The organism is Alcaligenes sp. DN25 (assembly GCF_023674485.1).
Taxonomy (GTDB): domain Bacteria; phylum Pseudomonadota; class Gammaproteobacteria; order Burkholderiales; family Burkholderiaceae_B; genus Alcaligenes; species Alcaligenes phenolicus.
This window is the reverse complement of the sequence record NZ_CP098408.1, coordinates 2255592-2274614: the sequence shown is the minus strand read 5'-3', so window position 1 is coordinate 2274614 and position 19023 is coordinate 2255592. Positions and strand designations below refer to the sequence as shown.

Sequence of the window (19023 nt, the reverse complement as noted above, 5' to 3'; positions counted from 1 at the left end):
TCAGTAAGTGATGCAAGCTGGAGGAGCAGTGGGAGGCGTTGGCTTCCTGTCCTGTTTCCCACTCTTTGTTTTGGTTCCTGCCTGTCTAAACCCGCTCTTAGGCACTAAAGCTTGGCTGTATTGCTTTTCTGATGGGCAGGTTTATGCGACTGAGCCTTGGTCGAGGCATCTGTATGACAGCATGCCCCCTCCAAACCATCCAGAATCGGACAATCTGGATGTTGGTCCCCCTGGCATTGTTCAGCCAGCACACGCAGCTTGGCGGCCATGTCCAGCAGCAGGGCCGCGCGGCTTTCCAGATTCTTGATATGAGCCTGGGCCAGTTGCTTGACCTCGCTGCTGGGGCGTTGCTGATCGCGCCACAGGCTGGTCAGTTGCTGAATGTCCGCCAGATTGAAACCCAGGTCCTTGGCACGAACAATAAAGTGCAAGGTATCCAGGTCCTGATCCTGGTAGACGCGGTAGCCATTGGGGGCACGGTCACTATTCAAGAGTCCCAGATCTTCATAGTGCCGGATCATTTTGGGTGTCAGGCCGGTTACGCGGGCCGCTTCACTAATCAGCATGGGCTTTCCTCGGGCAGTGCAAGGGGACTGCGTTATGATTGAAAGAGTCAATTCTGCACATTGTAGAACGGGTGGTCGGGCAGGTCATCAGGCCCCTGATAGCCTTAGTATGGACTCAAGGAGCGGTTATGAAAGAAATTCAGTGTGATGTTGCCGTGATTGGAGCGGGGACAGCAGGCATGACAGCGTATCGTACGGCCAAACGTGCCGGTAAACGAACGCTGATGATTGAATCAGGCCCCTATGGCACCATGTGCGCACGTGTTGGCTGCATGCCATCCAAGTTGCTGATCGCAGCAGCGGACGCTGCCCATCATGCCCGCCATACCGCTCCTTTCGGTGTTCACGTAGACGGCAATATCCGCATTGAAGGCAAAGAGGTCATGGATCGCGTGCGTCGCGAGCGGGATCGCTTTGTGCAATTTGTGGTGGACGATGTGGAAGGCTTTGATGCCGAAGACAAAGTGCGTGGTCATGCCCGCTTTGTGTCCGAGCATGTGCTGGAAGTGGATGACCATACCCGTATCACCGCAGGGCACGTGATTATCGCCACTGGCTCCACGCCCGTGCGCCCCAAGGAGCTGGAGCCGCTGGGGGCTTTGCTGATCAATAACGAGGATGTTTTTGACTGGACGGATTTGCCGGAAAGCGTGCTGGTCGTAGGTACGGGTGTAATCGGTCTGGAGTTGGGGCAGGCGCTGGCGCGCTTGGGCGTGAAGGTGTCCATCATCAACCGCAGCCAGAGTCTGGCGGGTCTTTCCGATCCTGAGGTACGTGAAGCCGGACGGGCGATTTTCAGCCAGGAACTGAATATTCGTGCCGACGTAGCTGTATTAGGTAGTGAAGTCGTCAATGGCAAGGCGCGCGTGCGCTTGCAGGTGAATGGCAAGGAGTTGGTCGAGGACTACGACTATGTACTGGGGGCGGCAGGCCGCAAACCGCAGTTGGATAATCTGGGGCTAGAAAACACGCCTGCGCAATGGGATAGCAAAGGGCGGGTGGTCTTTGACCTGGACAGCTTGCAACTGAAAGGCACCTCTATCTATCTGGCAGGCGATGTGAACCAACGTGCACCCATCTTGCACGAGGCAGCAGATGATGGTCGTCTGGCTGCCTTGCAAGCCGTCAGCAATGGCCAGGATGAGCCTATGGCGCGTCGTGCACGCATGGCTGTGGTGTTTAGTGATCCGCAGGTGGCTGTGGTTGGTACGCCCTTTAAATCCTTGCCAGAGGGTGCGGTGACAGGCAGCGTGAACTTCGGCAATCAGGGCCGTGCTCGCGTGATGCTGGTCAACCGTGGCTTGTTGCACGTTTATGCGGACAAGGCGGGCAAGTTTCTGGGGGCCGAGATGGTGGGGCCTCAAGCAGAACATATTGCTCACTTGCTGGCCTGGTCTTTGCAGATGGGACTGACGCTGGATCAGATGCTGGCCATGCCGTTCTACCATCCCGTATTGGAAGAGGGCTTGCGTACGGCCTTGCGCGGTGCGCAATCTGCTTTGCGAGGCAAATAAGTCAGCCTGAACGGGTTTGATCCCGTTTTCGGGCTCTGGCCCCGAGAGTCCTGATCCTGTATGTGAACTGCTCGCCAAAAGTTGGACATTGATCCGACCTTTGGCGGGCAGTTTGATTTTCAGGGTGCTTTTATTATTTGGCGGCGTTTTGCAGATGCTGCGCGGTGGTCGCCTCGGTTACCGGGTCATTTTCCAATGCGCCCAGCAAGGAGTGCAGCAGACCGGGAAAGCGCTCCTCCAGATCGTCCTTACGCAGCGATAGCAGGTTTTCTCGTCCAGAAGGCCGTTGCCAGATCACGCCGCTATCGCGCAAGACACGCCAGTGATGCGTCATGGTGGATTTGGTTTGGCCTTGCAGTAGCGAGCCACAGGCGCGTTCGCCTTCGGAGGCCAAAGCACGCACAACGGCCAGACGCAAGGGATTGCCCAGGGCAGTCAGTACATTTTCCAAGCGAATCTGTGCGCGCTCGGGATGATTGGGAAGCATATCGAGTCCTGTCATTATTCGTCGCGGTGATTGTACCTGTGTCCACGTACCGTTTTCGCGCTGTGGTGTGGATGCACGACGCGTGGAAAAAATCTTGTTAATAGTACGATTGTAGGCGTACTATCTGATTGTTATCAACCACTGAAACAACAGGAGCCCAGGTGCCTTGCACTGCAAGGCAGGACGACTCCAAGGACAATCATCATGGCTCGCCATACACCCATCACTCGCTATCGGAACATTGGTATCTCGGCGCATATTGACGCTGGCAAAACCACCACGACCGAGCGCATTCTTTTCTATACCGGCGTCAGTCACAAGCTGGGGGAAGTGCATGACGGGGCGGCCACTATGGACTGGATGAGCCAGGAGCAGGAGCGTGGCATCACCATTACCTCGGCGGCCACCACCTGCTTTTGGCGAGGCATGGATGGCTCGCTGCCCGAGCACCGCATCAATATCATCGACACCCCCGGCCACGTGGATTTCACCATCGAGGTTGAACGCTCCATGCGCGTGCTGGACGGCGCGGTCATGGTGTATGACGCGGTCGGTGGGGTACAGCCGCAATCTGAAACGGTTTGGCGTCAGGCCAACAAGTACAAGGTTCCGCGCCTGGCCTTCGTCAACAAGATGGACCGCGTCGGGGCGGATTTCTTTCGCGTACGTCAGATGATGGTGGACCGCCTCAAGGCCAATCCCGTGCCTGTGGTGATTCCTATGGGGGCTGAAGAGGGCTTCAAGGGTGTGATCGACCTACGTTTGATGAAAGCGATTGTGTGGGACGAGGCCTCTCAGGGCATGAAGTTCAGTTTTGAGGACATCCCTGCGGATTTGCTCGCTACGGCCAAGCAATGGCGCGAGCGCATGCTGGAAGCGGCGGCCGAAGCCAATGAAGATCTGATGAATCAGTACCTGGAAACGGGTGATCTGAGCGTGGACCAGATTACGTTGGGCCTGCGCTTGCGTACTATTGCCGGAGAGATTCAGCCCATGCTGTGTGGCTCGGCCTTCAAGAACAAGGGTGTGCAACGCATGCTGGATGCGGTGGTGGAGCTGCTCCCTTCTCCCGTGGATGTACCTGCAGTGCAAGGCGTGGACGAGGCTGGTGAAATCGTCACTCGTCAATCTGACGACAATGAGAAGTTCTCGGCATTGGCCTTCAAGCTGATGACGGACCCTTATGTCGGCCAGTTAACCTTTGTGCGAGTGTATTCCGGTGTGCTGGCCAAGGGCGATAGCGTCTATATTCCCGGCCGTGACAAGAAAGAGCGTATTGGCCGGATTGTGCAGATGCATGCCAATGACAGGCATGAAGTTGATGAACTGCATGCGGGTGATATTGCGGCCTGTGTTGGCCTGAAAGAGGTCAGCACAGGGGAAACCTTGTGTGATCCTTCGGCCATCATCACGCTGGAGCGCATGGAGTTTCCCGAGCCGGTAATTCGTCAGGCTGTGGAGCCCAAGACCAAATCCGACCAGGAAAAGATGGGGATTGCGCTCTCGCGTCTGGCTTCTGAAGATCCGTCCTTCCGTGTCAGCACGGACGAGGAGTCGGGCCAGACGATTATTGGCGGTATGGGCGAGCTGCATCTGGAGATCATTGTGGATCGCATGAAGCGCGAGTTCGGCGTGGAAGCGAATGTGGGCAAACCGCAAGTGGCCTACCGCGAAACCATCAGCAAGACCGTGCGCGATGTCGAAGGCAAGTTTGTGCGTCAGTCCGGTGGTAAAGGACAGTACGGCCATGTGGTCTTCACCCTGGAGCCGCAAGAGGCGGGCAAGGGCTTTGAGTTTGTCGACGCCATCAAGGGCGGGGTGGTTCCGCGTGAATACATCCCGGCGGTGGAAAAAGGCGTGCTGGAGGCCCTGAACAGTGGTGTGCTGGCGGGCTATCCCGTGGTGGATGTGAAAGTGACACTGACCTTCGGTTCTTACCACGACGTGGACTCGTCCGAGCAAGCCTTCAAGATGGCGGCGATCTTTGGTTTCAAGGAAGCGGCCAAACAGGCATCACCCGTGATCCTGGAGCCCATGATGGCGGTGGAAGTGGAAACGCCTGAAGATTATGCCGGTAATGTGATGGGGGACCTGTCCAGCCGTCGTGGCATGGTGCAGGGTATGGATGACATGGTGGGGGCGGGCAAGCTGATCAAGGCGGAAGTGCCTTTGTCCGAGATGTTTGGCTATGCCACTACGCTGCGTTCCATGTCCCAGGGCCGTGCAACATACAGCATGGAGTTCAAACGCTACGCGGAAGTGCCCAAGTCCATGGTGCAGGATCTGGTGGCTGAACGTCAGAGCACACGACACGCAGGCTGATACTAAAGGGGGCGGGTGTTCCTGTGTCTAACCAGGCACGGGAACATCCGCCCCGATGCTTTGCCTGTTGTTGTTGTTGTTGTTGTTGTTGTTGTTGTTGTTGTTGTTGTTGTTGTTGTTGTTGTTGTTGTTGTTGTTGTTGTTGTGCTGAGGGCGCTGTTGGCCAGTCTGATCTGAGGTTTGATTCAGGCCCAAGCCCGCTTAGTTCAGCAGACTGCGTACCCCATCCGCCAGAACCTGCACCGACTCGGTATCCGGTGCTAGATATCGCGCTCGGCCTTGCTGATCGAAGATATACACGCCACGGCTGTGCGAGACCTCGTAGTTTTCGGGTGCTTTGGGATCGGGTTTTTCAATTTGGAAGGCCACTCGGTAACGACGGGCCAGATCGGCAATCTGCTTTTCAGAGCCTGTCAGGCCTGTGGTGTGCTTGCCATCAAAGGCGGCCACATAACGGGCCAGGGAGTCGGGTGTATCGCGGTGGGGGTCCACACTGACAAAGATGATGCGCACCTGCTCGGCATCGTTCCCCAGCTCTTCCATGACCAGGCCCAGTTGAGCCAAGGTGGTGGGGCAAATATCCGGGCAACTGGCATAGCCAAAAAACATCATGACGACGTTATCCTTGAAGTCATCCTGGGTGACGGTTTTGGGGCCAGCGGCTTGCAGGGAAAAACGCAGATCGGGCAGGAAGCCACGTACGGGATGCAGATTGGCAGCGGCAGCGCTGCCTAGCAGGAACAAGCCCAGCGCCAGTGTCAGGCCAAACTGTTTAAACAAGACAAGAATGGACTTTACTGGGCTGGGTGTCATGGACGTCCTCTGGGTTCAAGCTGGCTCTGGAGTGAGCCCGCTGTGACGGAGCAGGGCGGTAATGGAAGGATCGCGGCCACGGAAAGCCCGGAAGGAGTCGGCAGCCGGGCGTTCGCCCCCTACGGACAAAATCTCGCGCCAGAAGCGATGGCCCGTATTGCTGTCGAGGGTATCACGTGCTCCATCCGAGTGGGTATAGGCTTTTTCCTCAAAGGCCGAGTAGGCGTCGGCGGACAGGACTTCAGCCCATTTGTAGCTGTAGTAACCCGCGCCGTAGCCACCCGCAAACAAGTGTGAGAACTGATGCGGGAAACGGTGCCACTCAGGCGGAGACAGCACGGCGACTTCCTGGCGAACCTGATCCAGAATCTCCATGACGGCTTCAATGCTCAGACCGCTGTCACGCGAGTGGATCAGCATGTCAAACAGGGAGAACTCCAGCTGGCGCACCATTTGCATGCCGCTTTGGAAGTTGCGGGCCAGATTGAGCTTGTTGTAGAGCGCACGGGGCAGATGCTCACCGGTTTCCACATGGGCCGTCAACATTTGCACCACAGGCCATTCCCAGCAGAAATTTTCCATGAACTGCGAAGGCAATTCGATGGCGTCCCATTCCACGGCGGAGAAGGCCGAGGCGGCTGGATCATCCACACGCGAGAGCAGAGTGTGCAGGGCGTGGCCGGACTCGTGGAACAGGGTGATCACATCGTCATGCGTGAGCAGGGCGGGGCGACCGGGCTGGGGTTCGGCAAAATTGCATACCAGGTAGGCAATAGGCAGGCACAGCTGTTCACCCAGGCGGCGACGGCTGCGTTCGCTATCGACCCAGGCACCGCCTTGCTTGCCTTGGCGGGCGTGCAGGTCCATGTACAGATAACCCAGAACTTTGCCGTCGGAAGCCATGACTTCAAAGGGGCGTACGGCAGGATGCCAGGCAGGCACGTCGGCGGCGCGCAGTGTCACGTCAAACAAGCGCTGAATGACTTTGAACAGGCCGTTCAGAACGGCGGGTTCCGTGAAGTACTGTTTGACCTCGTCTTCCGAGTAGGCGTAGCGCTGTTCACGCAGGCGTTCAGCGCTGAACGGCACATCCCAGGCTTGCAGGGTGTCCAGGCCCAGCTCCTTTTTGGCGAAGGCTTGCAGCTCGTCCAGGTCCTGGCGGGCGTAAGGGCGAGCCTTGGCAGCCAGATCGCGCAAGAAGCTCATCACCTGTTCCGGGGTGTCGGCCATGCGGGTTTCCAGACGCATATGGGCGTAGCTGGCAAAACCGAGCAGGCTGGCTTCCTGGGCACGCAGATCCAGCAGCGTTTCAATCGCCTGGGAATTATCAAACTGGGCATCGCCCTGATCGGAGGCAATGGTGGTGTAGGCTCGGTACATCAGCTCACGCAAGGTCTGGTTGCGTGCGTATTGCATGACAGGCAGGTAGCAAGGCATTTTCAATGTCAGACGCCAGCCTTGCTGATCGTGTTCCTGAGCAGCGCGTTGGGCGGCGGCCAGCACGTCGTCCGGGATGCCGTCCAGTTCGGCCTGGTCGGTGACCAGGTAATGCCACTGATCAATCGCATCCAGTACATGCTCGGAGAACTGCTGCGAGGTTTGCGCCAACTCTTCGGAAATACGGGCGTAGTCTTCACGCGCCTGACCCTCCAGTTGCACGCCGCTCAAGCGGAAATCACGCAGGGCCAGGGTAATGATGCGTTGGCGCTGGGGCGTCAGGGTGGCAAAGGCCGGGCTGTCGGCCAGCGCCTGATAACGCAGGAACAAAGGACGGTTCAAGCCCACCCAGGTCGAGAACTCGCTCATGCGCGGCAGGCACTGGTTGTACACCGTGCGCAGTTCGGGCGTGTTGACGACCGAGTTCAGGTGACCGGCCACCGACCAGGCGCGATACAAGGTTTCGGTGGCGTCGGTAATGGGCTCGACGATGTTGTCCCAAGTGGGTTCGCTATCGTCGTTGGAGACTGTGTCTACGGCTTGGCGGGCCAAGGCCAGCAGTTGGTCCACCGCCTGCTCGATGTGCTCGGGCTGGATGGCGGGATAGTCAATAAGGCTGTCGATAGGAACCAGTAAGGGATTTGTCGTCATAAACCGTTGATTAAATTAAAGACTGATGTTGGCCGAACGTTCGGCCGCTTCCAAGGTGTTGACCAGCAGCATGGCAATGGTCATGGGGCCCACGCCGCCGGGTACGGGCGTAATGGCCGAGGCCACTTCGCTGGCACTGGCAAAGTCCACGTCGCCGCACAGCTTGCCGTCTGCTCCGCGATTGATACCCACGTCGATCACGACGGCACCGGGCTTGACCATATCGCCGGTAATGATGCCAGGGCGGCCTACAGCAGCGACCAGCACATCGGCACGGCGTGTCTGGGCGGCCAGATCGCGCGTTTTGGAGTTACAGAGGGTGACGGTAGCGCCCGCAGCCAGCAAGAGCATGGCCATGGGTTTGCCCACGATATTGCTGGCGCCCACGACTACGGCTTCTGCACCGCGCAGTGCCACGTTTTCGGATTCCAGCATTTTCATGACACCGTAGGGCGTGCAAGGTGCAAATAGCGGCTTGCCCGTCATGAGCATGCCAGCATTGCTGACGTGAAAACCGTCAACGTCCTTGTGCGGTGCAATGGTTTCAATCACCTTGTGCTCGTCCAGATGGGCGGGCAGGGGCAACTGAACCAGAATGCCGTGCACCGAGCTGTCCTGATTCAAACGAGTGATCAGGGCAAGCAGCTTGGTTTCGGTGGTGTCGGCAGGCAGACGGATGATTTCGGATTTCAGGCCAGCGGCTTCGCATGCCAGGCCCTTGTTGCGTACATAGACCTGGGAGGCCGGATCTTCACCGACCAGCACCACGGTCAAACCGGCTTGAATGCCGTGGGTTTGTTTCAGCTTGGCAACGCGTTCTGCAACGTCCGCCTTGATGGCGGTGGACAGCTTTTTTCCATCAATAATGCGAGCACTCATTTACGCATCCTCGGACTTGGTGAGGGCGATTTTCATGAGGTCGGCAACCGTAGTGACTTCCAGTTTTTCCATGATATTGGCGCGATGCGCTTCGACAGTTTTAATGCTGATGTTCAAGTCCCCGGCAATCTGCTTGTTCAGGCGACCGGCAACAATGCGTTCCAGCACTTGCTGCTCGCGCGCTGTCAGGCGGCCCAGGACTTCTTGTTGATCTTTCTGTGCCTGCGCTTGGGAGGCACGAGCTGTAGCCTGTTCGATCATGCGGCTGACGATGGTGCGCAGATCGGCTTCGTTAAAGGGTTTTTCCAGAAAGTCGATAGCGCCTTTCTTCATGGTGCTCACGGCCATGGGTACGTCACCGTGGCCGGTAATGAACACAATCGGGATAGTCGATTTGCGAGCGATCAGGGCTTCCTGCAGCTCCAGGCCGCTCATGCCGGGCATGCGCACGTCCACAATCAGGACAGCCACCTGGGCCGGGTCGTAGGCGCCCAGAAACTCTTCGCCCGATGCAAAGCAGCGGACCCGATAGCCGTTGGCTTCCAGGAGCCAGCGCAAGGAGTCCCGTACGGCTTCGTCGTCATCGACTACGTAAATGGTGCATGGCATTTGCGGGCTGGTCATTCGGGTATCTCCAGTTTGTTATCAAGGGTGTCCGTTACATCCGGTGCCGCACAAGGTAGACTGAAACGGAAAATCGTTCCACCCTCTGGATTGCCGACAGCCCACAGGCGGCCGTGATGCGATTCAATAATTGTGCGACAGATATTCAGGCCCATCCCAAGGCCTTCGGACTTGGTACTGTAAAACGGTTCAAAGAGGCGCTCGGGGTCTTTCAAGCCATGACCGCGATCGATGACGGCCATCTCCAAAAGCGATTCTTGTTGGGTAATCACCAATTGAAGCACATGATGCTCGCTGTGTTCCATGGCTTCGATCCCATTTTTGAGCAGATTCAATAATACCTGTTCTATGAGAATGGGGTCGGCAATGACGTCAGGAACCGGATCAGGAATGCTCAATTCAATTTCAATTTGGCGCTTGCGGGCGTCGATTTCGGCAAAGCCGACGGCATTTTCCACAATACGCATGACCTTGACCCGGACGCGACGCGGTTCGCTACGTTTCACGAATTCACGAATACGGCTGATGATCTTGCCCGCGCGCTCGGCTTGCTGGGCCGCTTTTTCCAGTGCGGCCAGCAAGGTTTCAGGCTGGTAGCGACCGGATTTCAGCATGGCGACTGCGCCCATGCTGTAGTTATTGATAGCCGTCAGCGGCTGGTTCAATTCGTGCGCCAGCGAGGAGGCCATTTCGCCCATGGTGGTCAGGCGGCTGGTCAGCTGCACCTTTTCCTGCTGAATGCGCGAGGCTTCTTCGTGCTTGCGGCGGTCGGTAATATCGCGCGCCACTTGCAGACGGACACGGCGGCCGTCTGTCCAGGCCAGCATACGGTGATGAACTTCGAACCAGCGAGCCGCCGATTCGGAGTAGATCTCTACGGTTTCATCCGTAAAACGACCCAGGCGGCCACCCAGCAATTCAGCGTGGCCATTGGATTGGGCGCCAAAGAAACGACGATAGGTACGGTTGGCAAACAGCAGTTCCAGACCTTCCGATGTATCGGCCACCACGGAAATGGCATCATCCAGACCTTCCAGCACCGTCATGAAGCGTTCATGGGCGGCGGTCAGGGCTTCGCGAATACGCTTGGGTTCGGTAATGTCCGTCATGGAAGTCATCCAGCCGATCTGCTCTCCATTAGGGGCACGCAAGGGCGAGACATACATACGGGCCGTAAAGCGCGAGCCATCACGGCGCTGAGCCTCCACTTCCAGACCACTGCTGGGCGTGCGGCCGGACAGCAAAAGGTCCAGGGTTTCCTGGTGTTGTTGGTGACGACCGGGTAGCCAGTAAGGGAAGGGGGCGGTGCGACCGACCAGATCGGCCTCGTTCCAGCCGATCATTCTGCAAAAAGCCGGGTTCACATAAGCAATGCGGCCCTGCATGTCAAAAACGCGCATCCCCGTGGACATGGAGTTTTCCATGGCACGCCGGAAACCCGTCTCGGCGGTTTGTGCTGCCTCGGCGTGGGTACGGAAGCGGGTATAGCGCCACAGGGCCAGCAAGCTGACCACAATCACCAGGGACAGGGCCAGAATCACCATCATCAGGCGTTGCTGGCGCGTTTCCTGATCGATGGTCACAAACATGACGCTATCGTTCTGCAAACGCTGCAGCCACAGGAATACCCCCATGACACAGAGGTAGAGAAACAGCACGACAACCGGTGTCAGCCAATAGAATCCACGCCGATTCTGCTTGGCCTGATCATAGAAGGTTGAAGGGATCAGAGACTTTTTGGGATGAGTAGCCATAACAGCAAGAAAAGAAGTATGGCTGGATTGTAATGTAGGGCTATTTTTTTTATTGATATTTCGTATTGTGAAAACACATACCATAAAATGAAATTTTGCTTGAGCGTTTCTGTGTTCTTTCCTAGAATGGTTTGGTGCAGGCGTACCCCGCCTTGAACGCTCACAGTCCGCAAAACCCGCTTCGGTCAGGATCGCTTTACTTCTTATTAGATGGGCGGCTCAGCGTCGAGCAAGACCGGACTACTACCACATATATGGAGACACTATATGTCCTCAACCCAAGACAATAGTTCGGCTCAGGTCAGTCAAGACCAAGCCCTAGAAACAAAAGAGTGGCTTGACGCCCTGGAAGCGGTGGTGGACCGTGAAGGCCCGGCCCGTGCTCATGATCTGATCGAAAAGCTGATCGATCTGGCCCGTCGCTCCGGTGCTCACATCCCGTTCTCGCCCAACACGGCTTACGAGAACACGATTCCTCCCGGTCTGGAACCTGCCCACCCTGGCAATCTGATGCTCGAAGAGCGTATCCGTTCCTACATTCGCTGGAACGCCATGGCCATGGTGGTGCGCGCCAACCGCGAAACCCCTCCTGATGGCGGTGGTCTGGGCGGTCACATTGCTTCCTTTGCTTCGCTGGCCACCATGATTGGCTGCGGTCAGAACCACTTCTGGCACGCTGAAACCGAAGATCACGGCGGCGACATGGTGTTCTTCCAGGGCCATTCCTCGCCCGGTATTTACGCCCGCGCCTTCATGGAAGGCCGTATCTCCGAAGATCAACTGAATAACTTCCGTCAGGAAGTTGATGGCAAAGGCCTGCCATCCTACCCGCATCCCAAGTTGATGCCCGAATTCTGGCAGTTCCCCACCGTATCCATGGGTCTGGGCCCATTGATGGCGATCTACCAGGCTCGTTTCCTGAAGTACCTGCATGCCCGTGGCATCGCTGATACCAGCGGCCGTAAAGTCTGGGTGTTCCTGGGCGACGGCGAGATGGACGAACCCGAATCCCTGGGCGCCATCGGTCTGGCAGCACGTGAAAAACTGGACAACCTGATTTTCATCGTGAACTGTAACTTGCAGCGTCTGGACGGTCCTGTACGCGGTAACGGCAAGATCATCCAGGAGCTGGAAGGTACCTTCCGTGGTGCTGGCTGGAACGTGCTGAAACTGATCTGGGGCGGTTACTGGGATCCATTGCTGGCCCGTGACAAGGAAGGCATCCTGCGCAAGGTCATGGAAGAAACCGTGGACGGCGAATACCAGGCCTACAAGGCCAACGACGGTGCCTACGTTCGCGAGCACTTCTTTGGCAAGCACCCCAAGCTGCTGGAAATGGTCAGCCGCATGAGCGACGAGGACATCTGGCGTCTGAACCGTGGCGGTCACGATCCTCACAAGGTGTACGCTGCGTTTGACGCTGCCACCAAGCACGAAGGTCAGCCTACCGTTATTCTGGCCAAGACCATCAAGGGCTACGGCATGGGCCACGTGGGCCAGGCCAAGAACCCATCGCACCAACAAAAGAGCCTGGATCTGGACGCCGTGCGCGAATTCCGCGACCGTTTCAACATCCCGGTTCCTGATGACAAACTGGAAGAGCTGCCTTACTTCAAGCCAGCTGATGACTCTCCAGAAATGCAGTACCTGCATGCCCGCCGTCAGGCATTGGGCGGCTACTTGCCCAAGCGTCGCACCAAGGCCGATGAACAGCTGACCGTGCCGACCCTGGACGCATTCAAGCCCATGCTGGAAGCCACTGCCGAAGGCCGTGAGATTTCCACGACGCAAGCGTTTGTGCGCTTTTTCAACACCTTGCTGCGCGACAAGCAAGTGGGTCCTCGTGCCGTACCTATCCTGGCAGACGAATCCCGTACCTTTGGTATGGAAGGTCTGTTCCGTCAGATCGGTATTTACGCACCGGAAGGCCAGAAGTACACCCCGGTCGATAAAGACCAGGTCATGTACTACCGCGAAACGGCCAATGGTCAGTTGTTGCAGGAAGGTATTAACGAACAGGGTGCTTTCAGCTCCTGGATTGCGGCGGCCACGTCGTACTCCAACAGCAACCGCATCATGATTCCGTTCTTCATTTACTACTCCATGTTCGGCTTCCAGCGCTTTGGCGATCTGGCCTGGGCAGCGGGTGACATGAAGGCACGCGGTTTCGTGCTGGGCGGCACTGCCGGTCGCACCACCTTGAACGGTGAAGGTTTGCAGCACGAAGATGGCCATAGCCATATTCAGTCCTCGCTGATTCCTAACTGCGTATCCTACGACCCCACCTTCGCTCACGAAGTGGCTGTCATCATGCAGCATGGTTTGAAGCGCATGGTTCAGGACCAGGAAGACGTGTACTACTACGTCACCCTGATGAACGAGAACTACGCTCAGCCCGGTCTGGTCGAAGGCGACGAAGACGGCATCCTGCGCGGTATGTACAAGTTCAAGTCCGTGGCCAAGGACAGCAAGCTGCGCGTTCAGCTGATGGGTTCGGGCACGATTTTGCGCGAAGTGATCGCAGCACAGGAACTGCTGGAAAAAGACTGGGGCATTGGCTCCGACGTTTGGAGCGTGACCAGCTTTACCGAACTGCGTCGTGATGGTCTGGATTGCGAACGTGCAGCGCTGTTGAATCCTGAAGGCAAGGATCTGCCCGTGCCTTACGTGACGACTCAACTGGCTAAAACGGACGGTCCTATCGTGGTCTCCACCGACTACGTCAAGGCCTTTGGCGACCAGATTCGTCCGTTCGTGCCTAAGGATCGCACCTTCAAAGTGTTGGGCACCGATGGTTTTGGCCGCTCCGACTACCGCTTCAAGCTGCGCGAGCACTTTGAGGTTGATCGTCACTTTGTGGTGCTGGCTGCTCTGCGCGCGCTGGCTGAAGACGGCAAGATTCCGTTCAGCAAAGCGTCCGAGGCGATTGCCAAATACGGCATCAATCCTTCCAAGGCCAACCCGCAGCACGCATAAGGGACTGAACCATGAGCAATATCATTCAAGTCAAAATCCCGGATATCGGTGCTGACGACGCTGTCGAAGTGATCGAAATCCTGGTCAAGGAAGGCGAGACCATTGAGGTCGAGCAAAGTCTGATTACCGTGGAGTCCGACAAGGCCTCCATGGAAATCCCCTCGTCCGATGCTGGCGTGGTCAAGTCGATCAAGGTCAAGCTGGGCGACAAGGTTAAGGAAGGCAGTCTGGTTCTGGAACTTGAAGCCGCCGAAGGCGCGCAGGCCGCGCCTGCCGCTGAGCCTGCCAAGGCCGAAGCTGCTCCCGCTCCTGAAGCTGAAGCTGCTCCCGCAGCGGCTCCTGCCGCTGCCGCGGCAGCCCCGGCCGGTGGTGAACAGCAAGTTACCGTTCAAGTGCCTGACATTGGCGACGCCCGCGATGTGGACGTTATCGAAATCATGGTGCAAGTGGGTGACACCATTGAAGTGGATCAAAGCCTGATCACCGTGGAGTCGGACAAGGCTTCCATGGAAGTGCCGTCCTCCCACGCAGGTGTGGTGACGGCCATCAAAGTGAAACTGGGTGACAAGGTCAGCCAGGGTAGCGACATTCTGGAACTGACAGTGCAAGGAGCTGCTGCAGCCCCGGCACCAGCCAAGGCCGAGGCTGCTCCCGCCCCTAAAGCCGAACCTGCTCCTGCAGCAGCGGCCGCTCCTGCTGCCAGCTCCTCGGTGGTGGTCGGTGCTGGTGCGCCGGCTCCAGAGCGTGTTTCGCCCACTGCCGCTTTTGCGGAAACCGAAGGCTCCTTGCGCAATCTGCCGCATGCCTCGCCTAGCGTACGCAAGTTCGCTCGCGAGCTGGGTGTGGATCTGACCAAGGTTCATGGCTCGGGCGATAAAGGCCGTATTACGGCTGACGACGTGCGTGGCTTTGTGAAGCAGGTCATGGCGGGCGGCGCTGCTCCGGTTATTGCTGCCGGTACCGCTGCTCAAGTGGGCGGTCTGGATGTGCTGGCCTGGCCCAAGGTCGATTTTGCCAAGTTTGGCCCAGTCGAAACGCAGGCCCTCTCGCGCATCAAGAAGATTTCGGGCGCCAACCTGCATCGCAACTGGGTCATGATTCCTCATGTCACCAATAACGATGTGGCTGACATCACCTCTTTGGAAGCCCTGCGTAAAGAGCTGAACGAGGAATACAAGAAGTCCGGCGCTCGCGTCACCATGCTGGCTTTCGTCATCAAGGCTGCCGTAGCTGCCCTGAAGAAATTCCCCGAGTTCAACGCTTCGCTGGACGGCGACAATCTGGTGCTCAAGCAGTACTACCATATTGGTTTTGCAGCTGACACGCCTAACGGTCTGGTTGTGCCGGTTATCCGTGATGCCGACAAGAAAGGCATTCTGGACATCGCTCGCGAAACGGGCGAACTGGCTGCCGCTGCCCGTGATGGCAAGCTGAGCGCAGCCCAGATGCAAGGCGGTTGCTTCACCATTTCCTCGCTGGGCGGTATTGGCGGTACGGACTTCACACCCATTATCAATGCGCCGGAAGTGGCCATTCTGGGTCTGTCGCGTTCCTCCATGCAGCCAGTCTGGAATGGCAAGGAATTCGAGCCACGCCTGATGCTGCCTCTGTCCCTGTCCTACGACCACCGCGTTATCGATGGTGCCGCTGCCGCCCGTTTCAATGCCTTCCTGGCAACGATGCTGGCCGACTTCCGTCGCATCGCACTGTAAGGAGTTGTCATGAGTCTGATTGATCTGACGGTCCCGGATATCGGCGACTCCGGTGAGGTAGATGTCATCGAAGTGCTGGTGCAAGTCGGCGATACGGTCGAGGTCGAGCAAAGCCTGATCACCGTGGAGTCCGACAAGGCCTCCATGGAAATTCCTGCCGCTCAGGCAGGGGTGATCAAGGAGTTGCTGGTCAAAGTGGGTGACAAAGTCTCCCAGGGTTCGGCCATTGCCAAGATTGAAGCGTCCGAGAGCCAAGCCGCTCCCGCTGCAGCACCCGCTAAACAAGAAGAAGCGCCTAAAGCAGCGGCGGCTCCGGCCGCTGCCGCTCCGGCTGCGGCACCTGCTCCGCAGGCGGCCAGCCATCAGGGCGGCGCGGATGATTCCGTGGATGTGGTCGTTCTGGGCGCGGGCCCAGGCGGTTACAACGCGGCCTTCCGAGCGGCTGACCTGGGCCTGAAAGTGGCTCTGGTCGAGCGCTACAGCACCTTGGGTGGCGTGTGTTTGAATGTGGGTTGTATTCCTTCCAAGGCCTTGCTGCACACCGTAGCGGTCTACGAGGAAGCCAAGTCCCTGGCAACACACGGTATCAAGTTCGGTGAAGCGCAAATCGATATCGACGCGCTGCGCGATTACAAGAACAAGGTGATCGGCAAGCTGACCGGTGGCCTGGCTGGTATGGCCAAGGGCCGCAAGGTACAGGTTGTGGTCGGTAACGGCCAATTCCTGGACCCCAACCACATCGAAGTGACCGCCAACGACGGCACCAAGAAAGTGATCAAGTTCGGCTCGGCCATTATTGCGGCCGGTAGCCAGTCGGTAAAACTGCCATTCCTGCCTGACGATCCACGCGTGGTGGACTCCACCGGCGCGCTGGAACTGAAGTCTGTGCCCAAGCGCATGCTGATCGTGGGTGGTGGCATCATCGGTCTGGAAATGGGTACGGTGTACTCGGCTCTGGGTGCACGCCTGGACGTGGTGGAAATGCAAACTGGCTTGATGCCAGGAGCAGACCGCGACGTGGTCAAGGTGTGGGAGAAGATGAACAAGCACCGCTTTGATCACATGATGCTGGAAACCAGCACCGTGGCCGCCGAAGCGCGCGAAGATGGTATTTGGGTGACCTTCGAGGGCAAGAATGCTCCGGCCGAGCCGCAGCGTTACGACCTGGTTCTGCAAGCCGTGGGCCGCTCGCCCAATGGCAAGAAGATCGGTGCCGAGAAAGCCGGTGTGCAGGTGACAGATCGTGGCTTCATCCCGGTTGACAAGCAACAGCGCACCAACGTGCCGCACATCTATGCGATTGGCGACATTGTGGGTCAGCCCATGCTGGCACATAAGGCCGAGCACGAAGCGCACGTGGCTGCTGAAGTCATCGCCGGTGAAAAATCCTTCTTTGATGCCCGCGTGATTCCTTCGGTGGCTTACACCGATCCGGAAATCGCCTGGGTGGGTCTGACAGAAGATCAGGCCAAGAAAGACGGTATCAAGGTCGAGAAGGGCGTGTTCCCCTGGGCTGCATCTGGTCGCGCGATTGCGAACAACCGTGATGAAGGCTTTACCAAGGTTCTGTTCGATGCTGAAACCCACCGTATCGTGGGTGGCGGTATCGTCGGTACCAATGCGGGCGAGCTGATCGGTGAGTTGGTTCTGGCTATCGAAATGGGTGTGGACCCGGTCGATCTGGCCAAATCCATCCACCCGCACCCCACCTTGTGCGAGTCCGTCAGCAAGGCTGCTGCCGTCGCAGAAGGGACGTGCACGGACTTGCCACCGACGCGTCGCAAGTAATACCAGTATTCGCCTGATAGTTAAGGCGTATTGGATCACGGCAGGTGCTATCATCAGCGCCTGCCGTTTTTATTTTGTAATTGGTGTTGTCCATGACTCATCCTGTTCTGAAAGCCGACTCCTCGCTGAGTGACTGGCTGTCCTATCTGGAAACTTTGCATCCCTCGGCCATTGATCTGGGCCTGGGCCGGATTCGCGAGGTTGCTCAACGTCTGAACATCAAACTGGATTCTGTCGTCATTACGGTGGGGGGCACCAACGGCAAAGGTTCGACCTGCGCCATGCTGGAAGCGATTTTGCTGGCCGCCGCGTACAAGGTAGGCGTGTACGCCTCTCCGCATCTGGTGCGCTATAACGAACGCATTCGCTTGAATGGCGAGATGGCCGAAGATGCGCAGATCACGGCGCAATTTGCCCGTATCAACGAAGCTCGTGGCGATCTGACCCTGACTTATTTTGAATTTTCCACGCTGGCTGCCTTGTTGCTGTTCCAGGAGCAGCGTGTTGATGTCGCGGTGCTGGAAGTGGGCCTGGGTGGTCGCCTCGATGCCGTCAACATCATTGATGCGGACTGTTCCATCATTACCAGCATTGATATCGACCATGCTGAGTACCTGGGCAATACCCGTGAACAGGTGGCCTGGGAGAAAGCCCATATTTTCCGTGCCGATCGTCCTGCGATCTGTGCCGACCCCGTGCCACCACAGACCATGCTGGATTACGCCCAGGAAATTGGTGCCCAATTGTGGCTGTTTGGCAAAGATTTCAACTATTCCGGCGACCGTCAGCAATGGGCTTACGGTGGCCGCAATCAGCGCCGCGCTGCCCTGGCTTACCCGGCCTTGCGTGGAGCGAATCAGCTGCTGAATGCTTCTGCGGCATTAGCTGCGCTGGAGTCGCTGCACCCACGTTTGGCTGTGCCTGCGCAAGCTGTACGTGCCGGCTTGCTGCGTGCTCACATGCCTGGCCGCTTCCAGATTCAACCTGGCCAGCCTTGTGTGATTTTTGACGTGGCCCACAATCCCCATGCGGCGGCTGCCTTGGCGCAGAACCTGGACAATATGCCGCCTTACCCCAAGACGATTGCCGTCGTGGGTATGTACAAGGACAAGGATGTGGACGGCGTGATCGCCCGCATGGCTACCCGTATCGACCACTGGATGTGTGCCAGTCTGGAAGGCCCACGCAGCATGTCGGGTGAAGAATTGGCCAATCATGTACGCGCTGTTCTGGCCAGTGGTCAGACGCCTGATGATGTGTTGGCACCCGAGGCCGAATCCGGCTCGCATCGCCCAGGTGTTCGGCCGGTTGCCCGCGCTTCGGTCAGTAAAGCGTCAGCGGTCGTATCCAGTTACAACAGTCCTCAGCTCGCTTACGAGGCGGCGTTAAAAGAGGCCAGTGACAATGATAGAATTGTCGTGTTTGGCTCGTTTGCGACAGTAGGACCAATACTTGAAGCCGCAAACGACCGTTCATCTTCCTGAATATCAGTAAGACTGC

General features: G+C 57.6%; 13 protein-coding genes. 6 read left to right on the top strand and 7 right to left on the bottom strand.

From position 1 onward, the window contains the following. Nucleotides 1–104: 104 nt before the first annotated feature. The gene (locus NBV64_RS10620; protein ID WP_009457067.1) at nt 105–566 is read right to left on the bottom strand and encodes a MerR family transcriptional regulator; all 462 of its coding nucleotides are present in this window, start codon (nt 564–566) and stop codon (nt 105–107) included. 128 nt (nt 567–694) lie between these two features. On the opposite strand from NBV64_RS10620, the gene NBV64_RS10615 reads away from it, so the two are divergent. Next, nucleotides 695–2080 (top strand): dihydrolipoyl dehydrogenase, encoded by a 1386-nt coding sequence (locus NBV64_RS10615; protein WP_250755748.1) that lies wholly within the window; start codon nt 695–697, stop codon nt 2078–2080. Between the two features lie 133 nt (nt 2081–2213). Here NBV64_RS10615 and NBV64_RS10610 read toward each other — a convergent pair whose 3' ends face one another. Beyond that, entirely contained in the window at nt 2214–2567 is a 354-nt protein-coding gene (locus NBV64_RS10610) for an ArsR/SmtB family transcription factor (RefSeq protein WP_009457063.1), read from the bottom strand. A 204-nt stretch (nt 2568–2771) separates the two neighbouring features. On the opposite strand from NBV64_RS10610, the gene fusA reads away from it, so the two are divergent. Further along, on the top strand, nt 2772–4889 hold the full coding sequence (fusA, locus tag NBV64_RS10605; protein WP_250755746.1) for an elongation factor G: 2118 nt from the start codon (nt 2772–2774) through the stop codon (nt 4887–4889). 201 nt (nt 4890–5090) lie between these two features. Here fusA and NBV64_RS10600 read toward each other — a convergent pair whose 3' ends face one another. The 5 genes from NBV64_RS10600 to NBV64_RS10580 are packed head-to-tail and all read right to left on the bottom strand — an operon-like array spanning nt 5091 to nt 11047. Further along, entirely contained in the window at nt 5091–5702 is a 612-nt protein-coding gene (locus tag NBV64_RS10600; protein WP_250755744.1) for an SCO family protein, read from the bottom strand. 15 nt (nt 5703–5717) lie between these two features. Further along, nucleotides 5718–7790 carry a M3 family metallopeptidase gene (locus NBV64_RS10595; RefSeq protein WP_250755743.1) on the bottom strand — a complete coding sequence of 691 codons (2073 nt, stop codon included), beginning with the start codon at nt 7788–7790 and terminating at the stop codon, nt 5718–5720. A 15-nt stretch (nt 7791–7805) separates the two neighbouring features. Beyond that, the gene (folD, locus tag NBV64_RS10590) at nt 7806–8669 is read right to left on the bottom strand and encodes a bifunctional methylenetetrahydrofolate dehydrogenase/methenyltetrahydrofolate cyclohydrolase FolD (RefSeq protein WP_026483301.1); all 864 of its coding nucleotides are present in this window, start codon (nt 8667–8669) and stop codon (nt 7806–7808) included. Further along, the gene (locus tag NBV64_RS10585; protein ID WP_009457051.1) at nt 8670–9293 is read right to left on the bottom strand and encodes a response regulator transcription factor; all 624 of its coding nucleotides are present in this window, start codon (nt 9291–9293) and stop codon (nt 8670–8672) included. Further along, complete coding sequence (locus NBV64_RS10580) at nt 9290–11047, bottom strand: PAS domain-containing sensor histidine kinase (RefSeq protein WP_009457049.1); 1758 nt, start codon at nt 11045–11047, stop codon at nt 9290–9292. The genes NBV64_RS10585 and NBV64_RS10580 overlap by 4 nt, the downstream gene beginning before the upstream one ends. A 267-nt stretch (nt 11048–11314) precedes the next feature. Between NBV64_RS10580 and aceE the strand changes: the two genes are divergently transcribed. From aceE to folC, 4 genes are all read left to right on the top strand, one after another. After that, entirely contained in the window at nt 11315–14023 is a 2709-nt protein-coding gene (gene aceE / locus NBV64_RS10575) for a pyruvate dehydrogenase (acetyl-transferring), homodimeric type (RefSeq protein ID WP_060185117.1), read from the top strand. 11 nt (nt 14024–14034) lie between these two features. Then, nucleotides 14035–15735: a dihydrolipoyllysine-residue acetyltransferase gene (gene aceF / locus NBV64_RS10570; RefSeq protein WP_021446548.1), complete on the top strand. Its 1701-nt coding sequence runs from the start codon at nt 14035–14037 to the stop codon at nt 15733–15735. A gap of 9 nt (nt 15736–15744) precedes the next feature. Beyond that, the gene (gene lpdA, locus NBV64_RS10565) at nt 15745–17523 is read left to right on the top strand and encodes a dihydrolipoyl dehydrogenase (protein ID WP_009457034.1); all 1779 of its coding nucleotides are present in this window, start codon (nt 15745–15747) and stop codon (nt 17521–17523) included. A 92-nt stretch (nt 17524–17615) separates the two neighbouring features. After that, on the top strand, nt 17616–19007 hold the full coding sequence (gene folC, locus NBV64_RS10560) for a bifunctional tetrahydrofolate synthase/dihydrofolate synthase (RefSeq protein WP_088450091.1): 1392 nt from the start codon (nt 17616–17618) through the stop codon (nt 19005–19007). The last annotated feature ends 16 nt before the right edge of the window (nt 19008–19023 follow it).

Bases quoted from the DNA above. Each gene is read 5' to 3' on its own strand.
- NBV64_RS10610 (WP_009457063.1), bottom strand. From the start codon at position 2,567: ATGCTTCCCAATCATCCCGAGCGCGCACAGATTCGCTTGGAAAATGTA.
- fusA (WP_250755746.1), top strand. From the start codon at position 2,772: ATGGCTCGCCATACACCCATCACTCGCTATCGGAACATTGGTATCTCG.
- NBV64_RS10595 (WP_250755743.1), bottom strand. From the start codon at position 7,790: ATGACGACAAATCCCTTACTGGTTCCTATCGACAGCCTTATTGACTAT.
- folD (WP_026483301.1), bottom strand. From the start codon at position 8,669: ATGAGTGCTCGCATTATTGATGGAAAAAAGCTGTCCACCGCCATCAAG.
- NBV64_RS10615 (WP_250755748.1), top strand. From the start codon at position 695: ATGAAAGAAATTCAGTGTGATGTTGCCGTGATTGGAGCGGGGACAGCA.
- aceF (WP_021446548.1), top strand. From the start codon at position 14,035: ATGAGCAATATCATTCAAGTCAAAATCCCGGATATCGGTGCTGACGAC.
- NBV64_RS10600 (WP_250755744.1), bottom strand. From the start codon at position 5,702: ATGACACCCAGCCCAGTAAAGTCCATTCTTGTCTTGTTTAAACAGTTT.
- NBV64_RS10580 (WP_009457049.1), bottom strand. From the start codon at position 11,047: ATGGCTACTCATCCCAAAAAGTCTCTGATCCCTTCAACCTTCTATGAT.
- aceE (WP_060185117.1), top strand. From the start codon at position 11,315: ATGTCCTCAACCCAAGACAATAGTTCGGCTCAGGTCAGTCAAGACCAA.
- folC (WP_088450091.1), top strand. From the start codon at position 17,616: ATGACTCATCCTGTTCTGAAAGCCGACTCCTCGCTGAGTGACTGGCTG.
- NBV64_RS10620 (WP_009457067.1), bottom strand. From the start codon at position 566: ATGCTGATTAGTGAAGCGGCCCGCGTAACCGGCCTGACACCCAAAATG.
- NBV64_RS10585 (WP_009457051.1), bottom strand. From the start codon at position 9,293: ATGACCAGCCCGCAAATGCCATGCACCATTTACGTAGTCGATGACGAC.
- lpdA (WP_009457034.1), top strand. From the start codon at position 15,745: ATGAGTCTGATTGATCTGACGGTCCCGGATATCGGCGACTCCGGTGAG.